This window comes from Herbinix luporum (assembly GCF_900070325.1).
GTDB lineage: Bacteria > Bacillota > Clostridia > Lachnospirales > Lachnospiraceae > Mobilitalea > Mobilitalea luporum.
Genome location: NZ_LN879430.1, coordinates 1,430,875 through 1,447,421, shown reverse-complemented (window position 1 = coordinate 1,447,421; position 16,547 = coordinate 1,430,875). Strand labels below are relative to the sequence as shown.

Here is a 16,547-nt window from a genome sequence, read left to right as displayed (position 1 = left end):
ATGAGGGAATATGCAACCCAGATGGAAGCAGCAAGAAAAGGTATTATTACTGAGGAACTGAAAAAAGTAGCTGAAAAAGAGCTAATGACGGTAGAGGAACTAATGCCTTTAGTTGCAGCTGGAAAAGTAGTAATATGTGCAAACAAAAATCATAAATCTATCGATCCCCAGGGAATAGGTTCGATGCTGAAAACAAAGATAAATGTAAACTTGGGAGTTTCAAGGGACTGTAATGATTATGATATGGAAATGACAAAAGTTATGGAAGCCGTCAATATGGGTGCCCATGCTATCATGGATTTATCTTCACATGGAGATACTACTGCCTTTCGTAGAAAGTTAGTATCGGAATGTCCGGTTATGATAGGAACTGTGCCGGTATATGATGCTGTTATACATTATCAGAGAGATTTAGATAGGCTTACAGCAAAAGATTTTATTGAAGTAGTAAGACTCCATGCTGAGGATGGAGTAGATTTTGTTACCTTGCACTGTGGTATTACAAGAAATACAATAGAACAGATAAAGAAATACAAAAGAAAAATGAACATTGTATCTAGAGGGGGATCTCTTGTATTTGCTTGGATGTCCATGAGGGGAGAAGAAAATCCTTTTTATCAATACTTCGATGAAATTCTAGATATATGCCGTGAATATGATGTAACAATATCACTAGGTGATGCTTTAAGACCCGGTTGTCTTGCTGATGCATCAGATGTATGCCAGATTGAGGAATTGGTTAGGCTTGGTGAACTTACCAAAAGAGCTTGGGAAAAGGATGTCCAGGTAATGGTAGAGGGACCCGGCCATATGCCCATTGACCAAATAGAAGCCAATATGAAAATTCAGCAAACTATCTGCCAGGGGGCACCCTTTTATGTATTAGGCCCCTTGGTAACGGATATAGCACCTGGTTATGACCATATAACAGCTGCAATCGGAGGTGCTATTGCAGCCTCAGCCGGAGCAGCTTTTTTATGTTATGTAACACCTTCAGAACACCTGGCTTTACCAAATTTAGAGGATGTGAAGCAGGGAATTATAGCCTCAAAGATTGCTGCCCATGCAGCGGATATAGCCAAGGGTGTAAGAGGGGCAAGAAAGATTGATGATAAAATGGCAGAAGCAAGAAGAATATTTGATTGGGAGACACAGTGGCAGTGTGCAATAGATCCGGAAACAGCAAAAAAAATCCGTGCTGAAAGGAAGCCTGAACATGAAGATACCTGTTCCATGTGCGGCAAGTTTTGTGCAGTAAGAAGTATGAACAAGGCACTTGCAGGAGAATATATTGATATTTTGTAATTCAGAATCTGGATTGTATAGAGACAAGAATCTAATGTTGTCAAAGTATATCAAGTATGGCAAAATAGACATTAAGATCTTCTACAAATTACAAAAGGAGAAAAAATGGAAAATTCATATAGATACTTTAAAAACCAGGCCTGCAAGTATTTTCCCTGTCACGAGAAGAAAAGTTTGGAAGATTTTAATTGTCTATTTTGCTTTTGTCCTCTTTATTTTATTGAGGATTGCGGGGGTGATTGCAATTATATTAATGGCATTAGGGACTGCTCTAATTGCTTAATACCTCACGAACCAAAGGGATATGATTTTATAACTAAAAAAATAATAGCTGAGAATAATAGAAGAGCGGTGAAATAATAAAACCTATGTTTTCTACTGAAGATATAGCACGCCTTTTAATATTTGCTTCGTATGATAATACAAAATTGCCGGTAGAATCTGTTTTTATATGATATTTATCGCTTTTTCCATGTGAAATGTCGAAATTAATATTTGCTGCAAAATCATAGATAATTCTTGATGAAAAAATATAATATTCCGGCTTTTATAAGAAAGTATGAATTGTTCATTTCTAAACGGGTGCTATATTTTAATTATTCAAAACATATTGTTTCTACAATGAAACCAGAACTGCAAATCCAAAACGCTAAGGGCCGTCCTGTTGCCATAATTGCCTGTTCAGGGGATGATTCTGTTCCGGTGGAAAACACCTATATTCTAAAGGAATGTGCAGATTATGCCGATGTGTGGATACGAGATTCATGGGAGCATTTTATTGTAAAGGATTGTAACTTCAAAAATGTTGAGGAAGATACCGAGTATTGTGATTACATCAAGCAATTTATTCAAAAAGTAGTTGAAAGACAAAACTGATGATTTTAAGTTGTCTTATTTACTCCAAGGCAATATTATTTAAACTAAAGCACAAATGTAATCGATATATAGCTTATAGATAAGTACAGTTGAAACATTCTACTAGCAGATTGCTTCAACTGTACTTTTATATGTAGTTTATTAGTAGTTAATAGATAGGTATTATGGAGGAAAATGAAGTGATCTATCGGCTATATCATATTTATGAGAGACGCTCTTTAAAATCTTCATAACCAAATTGTTTGATAATTTTTAAACCCTCTTTCTCATTATAACTTGCTAAGCTTGGAAGATTAACACCGTTAAAGGTATTATTTTTCACAAAAGTATATATAGCCATATCGGTAAAAATCAATATATCTCCGACTTGCAGGGGTTCTTTAAAGGAGTAATCTCCAATAACATCACCGGCCAGACAAGTAAGTCCCCCAAGCCTATAAGTATAAGGGTAGTCACCAGGTTCACCGGCTCCTATTATCTTTGGTTTGTATGGCATCTCGATTACATCAGGCATATGGCATGCAGCAGATGTATCTAATATTGCTATGTCCATATTATTTTTTACAATATCAAGTACTCTGGCTGCCAGATATCCCGCATTTAATGCTATGGCTTCGCCGGGTTCTAAATATACTTCGACACCGTATTTATTTTTTATATACATAATACAGTCAGTAAGTGTGTTTATATCATAATCAGGCTTAGTAATATGATGCCCACCCCCAAAGTTAACCCATTTCATTTTCTCTATATATTTTCCAAACTTCCTATCCACAACCTCAAGGGTCCGCTTTAAAACATCGGAATTTTGCTCACACATGGTATGAAAATGCAGACCATCTATACCTTGCAAATCATCTTCCCTAAAGTTATCAAGAGTAATACCTAGTCTTGAGCCTGTATAACAAGGATTATATATATCTGTCCCAATCTCCGAATATTCTGGGTTTATCCTAAGACCGCATTGTGTTTTTTTCCTTGCAGCTTTTACCTTGTCCTTGTATTTATTCCATTGGGTAAATGAATTAAAAATTATATAATCACATATTCTTAAGATTTCATCAAATTCTTCTTCCTTGTATGCGGGAGAATATATATGAACTTCCCTGCCTTTCATCTTTTCAAAGCCCAGTCTAGCTTCAAAAAGGGAGCTGGCTGCAGTACCCTTAAGATAGTTTCCGATTAAAGGGTATAGATAAAACATGGAAAAGGCTTTTTGAGCAAGGAGTATCTTGCAATTTGTACTATCCATTACACTTTTTAATATTTTAAGATTTTTCTCAAGCAACCTTTCATCCACTATATATATAGGTGTCGGAAGTTTGGATATATCTATATTGAAATCTATTGTTTTGAAATTTTGCCTATTTTTGCTCATATGCTCACCTTAATCTAATATTTCCGGTGAAAAACTTTCTTGCCAGGGTAGTCCGTTTTTATTTAAAGCTGCCATAAAAGGATCGGGGTCAAATTCTTCCACATTAAAGACTCCTGGTTTTTTCCACTTGCCTGTAAGTACCATCATAGCGCCTATCATTGCCGGTACACCTGCGGTATAGGAGACGGCCTGGGCTCCAACTTCCTTGTAGCATTCCTGATGATTGCAAACATTATAGACATAATATTGTCTTTCTTTACCGTCCTTAATGCCTTGGAAAATGCATCCGATATTGGTTTTTCCCTTAGTCCTGGGACCTAAGGAGGCAGGGTCCGGTAGAACGGCTTTTAAAAACTGTAGGGGCTGTATTAATTTTCCTTCAAATTCTATAGGTTCAATAGATGTCATTCCTACATTTTGAAGAACTTGAAGATGAGTCAGATACTTCTTAGAGAAAGTCATCCAAAATCTAATTCTTTTTACATTCTTTATATTTTTTGCCAAAGACTCTATTTCTTCATGATGCAGAAGATAAATATCCATATCACCTATTTCAGGGAAATTATAAGTTCTTTTGATTTCTAAGGGTTTTGTTTCAATCCATTTACCCTTTTCCCAGTAGCTGCCGGGTGCAGTTATTTCCCGTATATTAATTTCAGGATTGAAGTTAGTGGCAAAGGGGTAGCCGTGATCCCCAGCATTGGCATCTAGAATATCTATATAGTGGATTTCATCAAAATAGTGTTTTTGGGCATAGGCGGTAAAAACACCGGTTACACCGGGGTCAAAACCACTGCCTAAAAGGGCAGTAATACCGGCTTTTTCAAACTTTTCCTTGTATGCCCATTGCCACTTATATTCAAATTTAGGTATATCAGGGGGCTCATAATTGGCGGTATCCACATAATCCGTTTTTGTTGCAAGGCAAGCATCCATAATAGTTAAGTCCTGGTAAGGTAAAGCTACATTAATGACTATATCAGGTTTAAAGCTGTTAATTAAATCAATAACTTCTTCTGTCTTGTCTGCATCCACCTTAGCAGTATGTACCTTGGTTTTGCCCCCATCTAATTCTTTTTTTAGTTGGTCGCACTTTGATTTTGTCCTGCTGGCTATTAAAATTTCTTCAAATACATCTGGATTTTGCACACATTTGTGAGCTACAACTTGGCCGACTCCTCCGGCTCCGATAATTAATGCTTTTCCCATATCAAAACCTCCATTTCAAACTAAAGTACTTAATAGTACCGGTAATTTGTAAATGCAAATAAGTTATTTATATACATATAAGAGTATTTCTCTTAAAAGTTTACAAGCTAAGGCAGTTGAGGCTCCGGTTGGATCAAGGGGTGGGGATAACTCAGTTATATCTAGGGCTACTATATTTAACTTTGACACTTTTTTTATTCCATCTAATAGTTCACAAAAGGTCACACCACCGGCTTCAGGTGTTCCCGTGCCGGGAAATACCGAAGTATCAAGAACATCCAAATCTATAGTAAAATAAACAGGTTTATCCTTTAGACTATCTACCACATCATCCAATTGGTCAAAATTAAAGAAGCAGGTGTGGACATGGTTTTTGCCCCAGCTAATTTCCTCCCTAGATCCGCTTCTGATACCGAACTGGTAAATTTTATGGTCACCAACTAGCTCCCAGCAGCGCCTCATAACGGTTGCATGGGATAGGGTCTCCCCTAAGTATTCATCTCTTAAATCAGAATGAGCATCAAAGTGTATTATATGAAGATTCTTATAATTTTTTAAAGCTGCTCGTACCGCTCCTAAACTTACCAGATGTTCACCGCCTATCATAAGCGGAAGCTTACCTCTCTTTAATATTTTTAGAACAAATTTTTCGATTTTCTCAAGAACCTTAGCAGGATTTCCGTAAGGTAGCTCTAGGTCTCCGGCATCAAATACACTTATATCTTCTAAATCTTTATCCTGATAGGGGCTATAGGTTTCTATTGAATAACTTTCGCTTCGGATAGCTGAGCTGGCAAACCTTGCACCGGGACGATAGGAGGTAGTTCCATCAAAGGGAGCACCAAAAACAACTATTTTACTTTCCGGATAGTTTTTATCACAGCCTAGAATAGTATTAATATTTTTTTCAAGCATTTTTAAGAAGCTCCTTTACATAGTTTGGTAGGGCAAAACAACCTTTGTGCAAATCGGTATTGTAGTACCGGGTTTTTATGCCAAGTGTCTTCCAGCCGGTATTTAAATCACCTATAGGGTCAAGTCCTTTAGAAGCAAAGCCAAAAAGCCAATGGCCTGAGGGATAGGTCGGTATATGCGCTTGGTAGACTAAGGCTTTAGGAAATACGGATTTTATCTTTTTATGAGCTTTTTGCATAGCCAAGGCATCATTAGGGTAGTAAGGGCTTTCGTGTTGATTAATCAGGATGCCCTCTGTCTTTAATGCCTTGTAACAATTCCCGTAAAACTCTTTGGTAAAAAGATCCTCCCCCGGTCCGAAGGGATCTGTTGAGTCTACAATAATTAAATCGTATTCATTATATTTACTCCTAACAAATTTAAGACCATCCTCATAATATATATGTACCCGCAGATCATCCAGCTTACAAGCGGTTTGAGCTAAGTACTTTCTGCAAACATCCACAACCAGTTTATCTATTTCTACCATATCAATTTTATTAATATAATTATATTTTGTAAGTTCTCTTATAACTCCCCCATCACCTGCTCCGACTACCAGTACATCATGGATATTGGGATTTACTGCCATAGGTATATGGGTCATCATCTCATGGTATATAAACTCATCCTTTTCAGTAAGCATAAGATACCCATCCAGTGCCAAAATCCTGCCAAATCCATAGGAATCAAAGACATCAATACGCTGAAACTCACTTTCCAAACTTATTATATGTTTATCAATCTTAATTGAAAAACGAGCATTTTTTGTGTAATATTCAGTAAACCATAAATCCATATTATCCCTCCACAACCAAGATGTTTTCCACCTTCATATCTTGAGTACCCATGAGATTGCTACCCTTGTCCTTTGCAAAAGTTATATAATCAATAATTTCATCGGTTATCCTTTCTCCGGGGGCTAAAATTGGTATCCCCGGTGGATAGGCCATGACAAATTCGCCACTGATTTTTCCTTTGCTGTCCTTTATAGGCATAATTTTCTTCTTACTAAAAAATGCCTTTTGAGGTCTACATACCAAATCAGGTTTAATATAATTATGATTGAGGATATCCACAGGATCCTTTGCATAAAGTCGTTTGATTTCGTATAGGGCTGAAATAAGTCTTTCAATTTCCATAGCCCTATCACCGGCAGTTATAACAGCTAGAATATTGCACAAATCACCAAATTCCACCTGAATCCCATAATCGTCACGTAAAATGTCATATACTTCGATACCGGCAAGTCCGATTTGCCTTGTATTTATTGAAAGCTTGGTCCTATCAAAGTCATACACATTATCATTATTAACTAACTCATTGGAAAAGGCATAATATCCACCTAGTATATTAATTTCCTTCCTGGCATATTCCGCCAGCTTAATTGTTTTGCTAAATATCTCCCTTCCATTTAAGCTTAGATTCTTTCTGGCTAAATCAAGGGAGGTAAGCAGGAGATAAGAAGCACTGGTTGTCTGTGTAAGGCCTATAATTTGCCTTACATAGTCACAGTTTATATTTTCACCACATAGCAATAAAGAACTCTGGGTTAAAGATCCACCGGTTTTGTGCATACTGACGGATGCCATATCTGCACCGGCCTTCATGGCAGAAACAGGCATGTTATCCCCAAAATAAAAATGGGTGCCGTGGGCTTCATCCACCAGTACCAGCATCCTATGACTGTGAGCCAGTTCAACTATTTCCTTTAAATTAGAGCATATACCATAGTATGTAGGATTGTTTACTAATATAGCCTTGGCATCTGGGTTTTCCTCTATAGCCTTTTTTATATCAGTAATTGACATACCAAGGGCTATACCAAGTCTGTTATCTATACCGGGATCTATATAAACTGGAATAGCACCGCTTAAAACAAGGGCATTTATAGCACTTATATGGACATTCCGGGGCATAAGTATTTTTTCACCTTCCATACAGGCCGACATTACCATTGCTTGAACGGCAGCAGTTGTCCCGTTAACAATAAAAAAGCAGTTATGGGCACCAAAAGCATTAGCAGCCAATTGCTGTGCCTCTTTTATAACCGATTCTGGGTGGCTTAGGTTATCCAAGGGTTTCATTGAATTAACGTCTGCCTTAAGGCATTTTTCTCCTAAAAAATCAGTAAGTTCTTTATTACCCCGGCCGCCTTTATGACCCGGTACATCAAAATGTACAATTCGGTCAGATCTATGTTTTTCTAAAGCCTCATAAAGAGGAGCCTTATCTTGGTTCAAGCTTATCACCTCCTAGGGATCATAAATATTCATACCACTGAAAATTTCAATCATTTCCTTCCTAAGACTATCTATTATTTCCAGTCTTTTCATAGGAGGCAGCTCATATACGTCTTGATTAAAGAGATAGTTTTGCAGTTCTATATCCTTAATAAGCATTTTTGTATGAAATGTATTGGACTGATAGACATTTATATCCACAGCATCATATTTTTTTAAAATTCTATCTTCTATGTAATCCTGTATTGACTTGATATCATGGTCAATATAATATTTTTTCCCATGTATATCCCGGGTAAAACCTCTGACCCGGTAGTCTATGGTTATTATATCTGAGTCAAAACTGTTTATTAGAAAATCCAAGGCATTTAAAGGTGATATTTTGCCACAGGTGGCAACATCAATGTCAACCCGAAAGGTGGATATAGCATTATCAGGATGATGTTCCGGAAAAGTATGTACGGTTACATGGCTTTTATCTAAATGGGCATGTACGGTTTCGTTTTGCATGATGCTTTGATTTATTTTACCTAGATTGCAAGATTCATTTATTTCATGGGGAAATAGTTGTCCCTCTGATATCAGTATATTTACTGAAGCTCCTTGAGGCTCGTAATCTTGCTTGGAGATATTTAGTATATTGGCTCCAATAATTTCGGCAACCTTGCATAGAATATTAGTAAGCCTCTCTGAATTATATTGCTCGTCTATGTACTCAATATAATCATTCTTTTCTCTTTCACTGGCAGCATAGCATACATCGTAAATATTAAAGCTAAGGGATTTTGTAAGATTGTTAAATCCATACAAGGTTAACTTTTGCTCCAACCCTAACACCACTACCTTTCTTATAAATTATAAATATAGCTTATGTTTTTTAGAAAAAAGATTATTAAAGATTATCACATATTATGGCTGCAAATGCAATACAATATATACATTTTTACAGAATTTTAAAATTTTATATAATTTGGTTTTTATGGACTGTAAATGGAAGAAATAATAGGGAAATAAGATTTATCAGCAAAAAAAGGAGTCAAGGGACAATATATTAGAGTTGCAGTTAAAACCAGTGAAGAAAATAACCTGTTAATAGCTGCACTTTATAAAACACTTGGGCTTACAAGTAGAAGTAAGTCATATAATTTGAATTTTAAATTGCAGGAGGCCTTATAATATGCTCAGAAAAAAAGTTAAGAATAGTTCAGAGTATACAATGCTATATTTTTTGAAAGATCTTCCTAATATTTGTTCTCTTACAGGCCTTTTAAGCTCCCTTATGGGTATATACTTATCAATAATGGGAAAATACAACTATGCCTTGATAGCAGTTCTTTGGTCAGTAATATTTGACTGGGCAGATGGCATCATAGCCAGAAGCCTTAAAGGGCGGACCGATTATCATCGGACTATTGGTGTGCAGCTTGATTCTCTTATAGATATCGTAAGCTTTGGAATCTTTCCAGCTATTTTTTTACTAAGCTATGGAAAATATAATACAATATTTTTACCGGGAGTTTTTCTTATGGTTGCCGGAGCTGCTATTAGATTAAGCTATTTCAATGTTTTTGGAATGATTGACAAGGATACATACAGAGGCTTGGCTCTAGATAATAATGTAATCATTTTGTCCTTTGTATTTATATTTGAAAGATTATTTTCCTATCAGGTATTTTCTATTATAATTTATGTAGTTATGCTGTTGCTTTTAGTTCTTAATTTAGCCCCTATCCGAACCCATAAATTTGGGGCTAAATGGTTTTACATACTAATTGTCTATACAGTATTAATATCAATTTATTATGCTAACCTACACTAATTTTATATTAAGAAATTTATAAAATTAGTGTATAATAAAGCAATGCAATTAGTTTATAAGCTGGCATTTACTTTAAAGGAGGACAAAATGATAATTAAAGACTATAATTACTTGCCTGAAGAAGCTAAAAAGATAAGAAGTGAAGTATTTGTTAAAGAGCAAGGATTCTATGATGAGTATGATGAATTTGATGATATAGCTAAACATATGGTTATGTATTCAAATGAAGAGCCAATTTCAACATGTAGAATTTATTACAATAGTGAAAAAGAATCATATATCATAGGGAGAGTTGCAGTTCTAAAAGAATGGCGAGGAAAAAATATTGGTAGAAGAATACTTAATGCCGCTGAAGAATATATTAGGGAAAATGGTGGAAAAAGTGTTATGCTATCAGGACAAGTAAGAGTTGCAGGGTTTTATGAAAAACTAGGGTATATAAAGCAGGGAGAAACCTATTTAGATGAGGGATGTCCCCATATTTGGATGAAAAAGAATTTGTAGGAAGAACAATTTAATACTTTTTCTTATACATAGGGGTGATATTGTGGTAGGAATTTTAAGCATTGATTTTGATTATTTTATTAATGCCTCATCACAGGAAAGAGACCTATATTTTCCCAATGGTAGTGATGATCTACCTAAAAAGATGTTACAATCTATGTGGAAGAAAAGGTACTTAAGTTACCCGGAACTTAGGAAAGTTGGGGTAATTAACGATTACTATATCTTCAAGGAATTTTTAATGAAATTGAGAATTCCAAAAGAAAATTTCATAAAGGCAGATAGCCATAAATACATAAAAAAATTTATTGATAGATTACCAAAGTTATTACAACTAAGGATAGTAAATATTGATTTTCATCATGACTACTATCATTATTATCAAGGTAGTGACAATTGTAATTGTGGTAATTGGTTAAGAAGAGTTATTGAAGAGCGTCCTAATACAATAGTAAAATGGATTAGGAGAAATGATTCCCAAATTCATAGCTTAGATGGATTATTTCCATTTGAAAATACTGAGGATATAAAATCTATTTATTATGAAAACTTTGATTATGTTTTTCTTTGTAGAAGTCCGGAATGGAGTCCCCCTCATTTAAATAGTAAGTTTGAAGAATTAGTGTCTACAATATCTAAAACCATATACTTAATATCATAGTAACATTGCTATTAAGGCCTCCGCAATAGAACCGGATTAGAAAATACATAAGACAAAAAGCTAAATTAAGGAGGAAATATATTGCTTGAACTAAAAAACATAACAAAAATTTATCCTGCCGGCGGCGAAGATGTCAAGGCATTAAAAGGAATAGATTTAAAATTTCGTGACAGTGAATTTGTTTCTATACTAGGACCTTCAGGTTGCGGTAAAACAACCATGCTAAATTTAATCGGGGGACTTGATCAGTATACTTGCACTTACCCTGTCCGGAGTTTCTAAAAAGGAGCGCCGTAAAAGGGCTAAGGAAGCTTTAGAAAAAGTGGGTCTTGCAGATCAGTTGCGAAAAAAACCCTCTGAAATGTCCGGCGGTCAGATGCAAAGAGTTGCCATAGCCCGTGCCATAGTTAATAATCCCGATATTATCCTAGCCGATGAACCGACCGGAGCTCTTGATACTGAGACCAGTATTCAGGTTATGGATATACTTAAAGAAATCTCAAAGGATCGCCTTGTGGTTATGGTTACTCACAATCCCGACCTGGCCGAAAAATATTCAACTAGGATTGTAAGGATGCTAGACGGCAAGATTACCAGTGATACTATGCCCCTTTCAGACCAAGAGGTAAAGAAGGAATTAGCTAAGGCACAAACTAGGGATGAAAGTAACCGCAGAAAGAAAAAACCATCTATGTCCTTTGGAACATCCTTTGGACTATCCCTTAAAAACCTATTTACTATCTATATGATAATGCACTGAAACTTCGTGTTGTCGGTATAGCAAAGCCCAGTAAAAATTCCATTGCCTCTTCAAGCAGAGGTTCCATAGGATATACAAGTAAGCTTACGGAATATATTATAGAGAATGCAGCCCAATCTGAAGCAGTAAAGGCACAGAAGGAAAATCCAGGTACGGATATTTTTACCGGACTACCTTTTAAGGATACAGATGGTACGGTTACAAATGATAAAAAAGCAGCAGAATTTAAAGAGTATATAGAAGCTCTTGATACATCAGGAAAAGCTGCTGCATACATTAAGATTATGAGTATTCCTTCCGAAGAGGAAGTGGAGCAGTTCGTTTCTTCTACCCTTACAAGTATGACCCGTGAAGATATGGAAGCTGCTATTGCACCGGCCATGGCAGAGCAGACGGGAATGGATGGGGCAACCATTGCAGACTATATTACTTCTATGAGTGATGAAGACTTGAAAGAGTTGTTTAGCCGGGCCTTAACCGAACAGTACCATACCCAGTACGCTACCCAGGTAGAACAGCAGTTGAGCACCATGACTAATGAGCAACTAGCCGCTGCCTTAGATATGGCCATAACTCAGTATACGGAGGAAATGTGTGCCCTATATTACGATGAAATTTTAGAATTTTCAGATTCTACTTATGAAAAAAACCTAATAACACTTGGTTGTGTTGATTTAGATAGCCCGACAACAGTAAATCTCTATGCTTCATCCTTTGCTAACAAGGATGTTATTAAGGAGGCAATCTCAGAGTACAACCAAACTGTTGACGATTTAGAGGAAATTAGCTATACAGACTATGTAGGTCTTATGATGTCATCCATAACTACCATTATTGATGCAGTTACCTATGTTTTGATTGCTTTTGTCGCAGTATCTTTGATTGTTTCATCCATTATGATTGGGGTTATTACACTGATTTCAGTACAGGAACGTACAAAGGAGATTGGTATTCTCCGTGCTATCGGTGCCTCTAAAAGGAATGTATCCAGTATGTTTAATGCAGAAACAGTTATAATAGGCTTTACATCCGGCCTCCTTGGAGTGGTAATTACCTATCTGCTTTGTATCCCCATTAATCTGATACTGCATAAGCTGACAGGTCTTAACAATCTTAGTGCAATACTGCCGGTACAGACAGCTGTTATTCTGATTATTATCAGTATGCTTCTTACACTGATTGCCGGTATTATTCCGTCACGAAGTGCAGCTAAGAAAGATCCGGTTGTTGCCTTAAGAACTGAATAAATAGGATTATATTATAAAAACCTGTTTTAAATTGTTTTAAAGAATATAAATGTTAAAGAATAAAAATTGAAAGTTTAGGACAAATAAAATCCCCTTGATGTAAGGTTATCTTATACAAGGGGATTTTGATTATCTATATACTTTACCCTTAAGTATAACTTTATTGATACTTAAGTCCTTATTTAATAGTACAATATTGGCATATTTTCCGGGAGTGAGGCTACCATATTCATCATATATTCCAAGCTGCTTAGCCGGATTAACCGAAGCGCATTTTACGGCACTTTCTAAAGGAATACCCATGGATACCGCTGTTGTCATACAAGCCATCAGATTGGTGGTAGAGCCGGCAATGGTTCCGTCTTTGAGAAGAGCCTTATTACCTGATACTATTACATTCTGTCCTCCCAAGGTATATTCACCATCTTCTAAACCTGTAGCCCTCATACTATCGCTAATTAGGATGATGCGATCATCACCGAACATTTTAAAGGTAGCACGAACCACACTGGGATCTATGTGTACACCGTCACAGATTAATTCAACCTTTACATGGTCAGCATCCAGTGCCGCCCCAATAACTCCTGGGCTACGATGTGAGAAGGCAGGCATAGCATTATATAGATGTGTAACATGACTTGCACCCTTTTGAAAGGCTTCGGCTGCGGTATCATAATCAGCTGTGGTATGTGCTAAGGAGACAACCACTTCGTTTTTCACAGCCTTAATAAAATCCATAGCACCAGGTTCTTCGGGAGCAATAGCCACCAGTTTGATTAAGCCACCGGCAAAATCTTGCATGGTTCTAAAATGCTCCAAGTTAGGAGTCATTAGATAGGCTTCGTTTTGGGCTCCCTTTTTAGCATGACTAAGATAAGGGCCTTCCATATTGATACCGACAAGCTCTGCACCTTGATTATTTTCATAGGAAGCAGCGTTTTTAAATATCTTAGATAGTTGGTCATAACCTAAGGTCATGGTTGCCGGCGAAATACCGGTTATACCCCAGTAGGCTTCATAATTGGCAATAGCCTGAAGTGCCTTTGGTGTCCCGTCAGAGAAATCATGGCCTACACAACCATGAAAATGAAGGTCGATTAAGCCTGGAATAGCATACAATCCCTCTGCTTCAATAATTTCAGCCCCGTAAATTGGACTATTAGAGATACGATCTTTCTCTATATAAATATCCTTCCTAATAAAACTATTATCTGTAAAGACAAGAGCGTTTTTTATTATCATTACAATCTCCTTAATTATTTAATCTAATAATTTTTGATCTAACAATGATGAAGCCTCTTGGTCAGCTATTATAGTGACATTTTTATGAAGCTGAAGGATAGAAGCAGGTACAGATGGAAGAATAGGGCCTTCAATAACTTTTTTTAGTATTTGAGCTTTTCCTTTTCCGCTGACGATTAATAGAATTTTCTCGGCACTCATAATACTTCCAATACCCATAGTATAGGCATATCGTGGAACTTCCTCTATGCTATTAAAGAAACGGGCATTGGCATCGATAGTACTTTGCGCCAATTCTACGCAATGTATAATTTTATTAAAGCAATTACCGGGTTCGTTAAAACCAATATGTCCGTTATTACCCAAGCCTAGAAGTTGTAAGTCAATGCCACCTAGGGAAGAGATTATATCCTGGTAGCGGTTGCATTCTTTTATGGGGTCTTCCTCTAGACCGTTTGGTATATGTACATTTTTTAAATCGATATTGATATGTTTAAAGAAGTTTTCATACATAAAATAGTAGTAGCTTTGAGGATTGTCAGGTTCAAGACCTTTATATTCATCTAGATTAACTGTTCGTACTTGAGAAAAATCAAGGTCACCTTTATTGTACCACTCAATCAGTTGTTTGTAAGTTCCAATGGGAGTAGTCCATATATACTAGCCGGTATGGGGAGAGAAAGAAAATGCTTTAATACTTCTCCAAGAAAGGAAACCAGTAGTATAATTCCAAATTGCTTCATATAGTTCATAAAAAACTCCATTCTGCCGTTTTGCGGCTTAAAGCTATATATTTATCATATCATTTGCATATCTCTATTTCAATAATAAAATAAAAAAGTTTTTCATAATATTAATTATAAAAAAAATTTATTCCGTAAAACCATATAATTATATAAGAGTTTATAAGACAAATAAAAAAGCCAAGAATACTCTTACTTGGATTTTTTTCTTGTCCATACATAAATTAATGTTCTATAATGTAGCTAAATATGACAAAAATATGATATATATATGTAAAGTCTTAATTTAATAGCAAAATGAAAAGGAGTGATTTTTTTGAATAAATATATTATTGCCTTTTTCATTTTTAGTTTCTTTGGTTGGATTTGGGAAAGTATATATTGTACTATTCGAGAACATAAGTGGGCTAACCGGGGTTTTCTTTATGGTCCTATTTGTCCTATTTATGGATTTGCGTCAGTACTGGGCTTTATCATATATGACTTGATAAAAGCCGGTTATCTGCCCAGTATTAAATGGTGGATGATATTTATGCTTGGCTTTATTGTAAGCATGCTTTTAGAATATCCTACATCATGGGCTCTTGAAAAACTGTTCAAGGCACGGTGGTGGGATTACAGTGATATATGGCTAAATATCAAGGGAAGGACAAGTGTGCCAACATCACTTGCATTTGGCTTTGCCGCAATACTGGCCATGGAAGTCCTGATACCCCTAGTAGATAGAGGACTTAGTTTTTTACCTGAATCTTTATTATTTATCTTGTCTCTTATACTTGTTTCTATTATTTCAATAGATACTACACTAACAATATCGTCACTAACGGACTTTCAGAAATATGTAGCTTCCATAGAAGAAGCATTTCAAAATCACATGACTGATATTGTAAACCGGGTCTATGGTAATCGGAATTCATTTTACTTGAAAGCAATTCAACGTATTGCAGTTTTTAAACTTCCGGGGAGAAAAAATCGGATAGCAAAACAACTTCGTGAAAAACAATTTGTCGAACTGATTAAAGATTATTATGAATCCGATGTAGTAAAACAGATGGATAACTATATTCAGCATGGTACAACTACTACCTTGGAGCACTGCGAAAATGTAGCTTGGATAAGTTATCTTATTAATGAAAAATTACATCTTAATGCGGATGAAAAGAAATTAGTAGAAGCAGCTATGCTTCACGATTTATATCTATATGACTGGCACGATGGTGACCCTTCCCGTAAAACCCATGGTTTTGATCACCCAGAGATTGCATGTATTAATGCAGTAAAAAATTTTGATGTTCCTGAAAAAGTACAAGAGGCAATTCGTAGCCATATGTGGCCACTAACTATTACCAAAATTCCTAAAAGTAAAGAGGCCCTAATTATTTGTTTTGCAGATAAATATTGCGCCCTTATTGAGACAATTCGCCTAAACAAACGCTTTGGATTAAGGCATTGATAAAAAACATGAAAATAATGATATTATGTAAAATATAAATATTAGATGTAGAATAATGACGTATTGTTGTAAAATTGCATATATGATAAAATATAAAAAATGATTATAAATATGGATTTTTTAATATAGTTATTACTCACTAACTCCACCGTG

General features: G+C 35.9%; 16 protein-coding genes and 3 pseudogenes. 9 read left to right on the top strand and 10 right to left on the bottom strand.

Features of this window, described 5'->3' with window-relative positions; genetic code table 11:
• From thiC to SD1D_RS06695, 3 genes are all read left to right on the top strand, one after another.
• Complete coding sequence (thiC, locus tag SD1D_RS06705; RefSeq protein WP_058258225.1) at positions 1 to 1,305, top strand: phosphomethylpyrimidine synthase ThiC; 1,305 nt, start codon at positions 1 to 3, stop codon at positions 1,303 to 1,305.
• A 105-nt stretch (positions 1,306 to 1,410) separates the two neighbouring features.
• A complete protein-coding gene (locus SD1D_RS12745) occupies positions 1,411 to 1,665 on the top strand; it encodes a cysteine-rich small domain-containing protein (RefSeq protein WP_087758830.1) in 255 nt (84 codons plus the stop codon).
• Positions 1,666 to 1,827: 162 nt separating this feature from the next.
• A complete protein-coding gene (locus SD1D_RS06695; protein ID WP_058258223.1) occupies positions 1,828 to 2,181 on the top strand; it encodes a hypothetical protein in 354 nt (117 codons plus the stop codon).
• Positions 2,182 to 2,383: 202 nt separating this feature from the next.
• Here the strand turns inward: SD1D_RS06695 and nspC are convergent, their stop codons facing one another.
• The 6 genes from nspC to speD all read right to left on the bottom strand — a co-directional run bounded on the left by nspC (position 2,384) and on the right by speD (position 8,793).
• Positions 2,384 to 3,559 carry a carboxynorspermidine decarboxylase gene (gene nspC / locus SD1D_RS06690; RefSeq protein WP_058258222.1) on the bottom strand — a complete coding sequence of 392 codons (1,176 nt, stop codon included), beginning with the start codon at positions 3,557 to 3,559 and terminating at the stop codon, positions 2,384 to 2,386.
• A gap of 9 nt (positions 3,560 to 3,568) precedes the next feature.
• Positions 3,569 to 4,768, bottom strand: a complete 1,200-nt coding sequence (locus SD1D_RS06685; protein ID WP_058258221.1) for a saccharopine dehydrogenase family protein — start codon at positions 4,766 to 4,768, stop codon at positions 3,569 to 3,571.
• A gap of 63 nt (positions 4,769 to 4,831) precedes the next feature.
• Positions 4,832 to 5,683, bottom strand: coding sequence for an agmatinase (speB, locus tag SD1D_RS06680; protein WP_058258220.1), 852 nt, complete (start codon positions 5,681 to 5,683; stop codon positions 4,832 to 4,834).
• Positions 5,676 to 6,521 carry a polyamine aminopropyltransferase gene (speE, locus tag SD1D_RS06675; RefSeq protein ID WP_058258219.1) on the bottom strand — a complete coding sequence of 282 codons (846 nt, stop codon included), beginning with the start codon at positions 6,519 to 6,521 and terminating at the stop codon, positions 5,676 to 5,678. The genes speB and speE overlap by 8 nt, the downstream gene beginning before the upstream one ends.
• A 1-nt stretch (position 6,522) precedes the next feature.
• Positions 6,523 to 7,974, bottom strand: a complete 1,452-nt coding sequence (locus SD1D_RS06670; protein WP_058258218.1) for an aminotransferase class I/II-fold pyridoxal phosphate-dependent enzyme — start codon at positions 7,972 to 7,974, stop codon at positions 6,523 to 6,525.
• A gap of 3 nt (positions 7,975 to 7,977) precedes the next feature.
• Positions 7,978 to 8,793 (bottom strand): adenosylmethionine decarboxylase, encoded by an 816-nt coding sequence (gene speD / locus SD1D_RS06665; protein WP_275940386.1) that lies wholly within the window; start codon positions 8,791 to 8,793, stop codon positions 7,978 to 7,980.
• 349 nt (positions 8,794 to 9,142) lie between these two features.
• Between speD and SD1D_RS06660 the strand changes: the two genes are divergently transcribed.
• The 4 genes and pseudogenes from SD1D_RS06660 to SD1D_RS12685 all read left to right on the top strand — a co-directional run.
• Complete coding sequence (locus SD1D_RS06660; protein WP_058258216.1) at positions 9,143 to 9,784, top strand: CDP-alcohol phosphatidyltransferase family protein; 642 nt, start codon at positions 9,143 to 9,145, stop codon at positions 9,782 to 9,784.
• An 87-nt stretch (positions 9,785 to 9,871) separates the two neighbouring features.
• Entirely contained in the window at positions 9,872 to 10,288 is a 417-nt protein-coding gene (locus tag SD1D_RS06655) for a GNAT family N-acetyltransferase (protein WP_058258215.1), read from the top strand.
• A gap of 43 nt (positions 10,289 to 10,331) precedes the next feature.
• Positions 10,332 to 10,949 (top strand): hypothetical protein, encoded by a 618-nt coding sequence (locus SD1D_RS06650; RefSeq protein WP_058258214.1) that lies wholly within the window; start codon positions 10,332 to 10,334, stop codon positions 10,947 to 10,949.
• 81 nt (positions 10,950 to 11,030) lie between these two features.
• Positions 11,031 to 11,688: pseudogene (locus tag SD1D_RS12685) on the top strand (ABC transporter ATP-binding protein); the annotation flags it as partial.
• On the opposite strand, the gene SD1D_RS12680 reads toward SD1D_RS12685, so the two are convergent.
• The gene (locus SD1D_RS12680) at positions 11,687 to 11,986 is read right to left on the bottom strand and encodes a hypothetical protein (protein WP_058258211.1); all 300 of its coding nucleotides are present in this window, start codon (positions 11,984 to 11,986) and stop codon (positions 11,687 to 11,689) included. The pseudogene SD1D_RS12685 and the gene SD1D_RS12680 sit on opposite strands and share 2 nt — an antisense overlap.
• Positions 11,987 to 11,993: 7 nt before the next feature.
• Between SD1D_RS12680 and SD1D_RS12675 the strand changes: the two genes are divergently transcribed.
• Entirely contained in the window at positions 11,994 to 12,956 is a 963-nt protein-coding gene (locus SD1D_RS12675) for an ABC transporter permease (protein WP_058258210.1), read from the top strand.
• 129 nt (positions 12,957 to 13,085) lie between these two features.
• Here the strand turns inward: SD1D_RS12675 and nagA are convergent, their stop codons facing one another.
• From nagA to SD1D_RS06620, 3 genes and pseudogenes are all read right to left on the bottom strand, one after another.
• On the bottom strand, positions 13,086 to 14,198 hold the full coding sequence (gene nagA, locus SD1D_RS06630) for an N-acetylglucosamine-6-phosphate deacetylase (RefSeq protein ID WP_058258209.1): 1,113 nt from the start codon (positions 14,196 to 14,198) through the stop codon (positions 13,086 to 13,088).
• Positions 14,199 to 14,216: 18 nt separating this feature from the next.
• Positions 14,217 to 14,849: pseudogene (nagB, locus tag SD1D_RS06625) on the bottom strand (glucosamine-6-phosphate deaminase); the annotation flags it as partial.
• Positions 14,843 to 14,950: pseudogene (locus SD1D_RS06620) on the bottom strand (CidA/LrgA family protein); the annotation flags it as partial. The pseudogenes SD1D_RS06620 and nagB, both read right to left, overlap by 7 nt.
• A 307-nt stretch (positions 14,951 to 15,257) precedes the next feature.
• Here SD1D_RS06620 and SD1D_RS06615 point away from each other — a divergent pair.
• Entirely contained in the window at positions 15,258 to 16,394 is a 1,137-nt protein-coding gene (locus tag SD1D_RS06615; protein WP_275940391.1) for a putative ABC transporter permease, read from the top strand.
• Positions 16,395 to 16,547 lie beyond the last annotated feature (153 nt).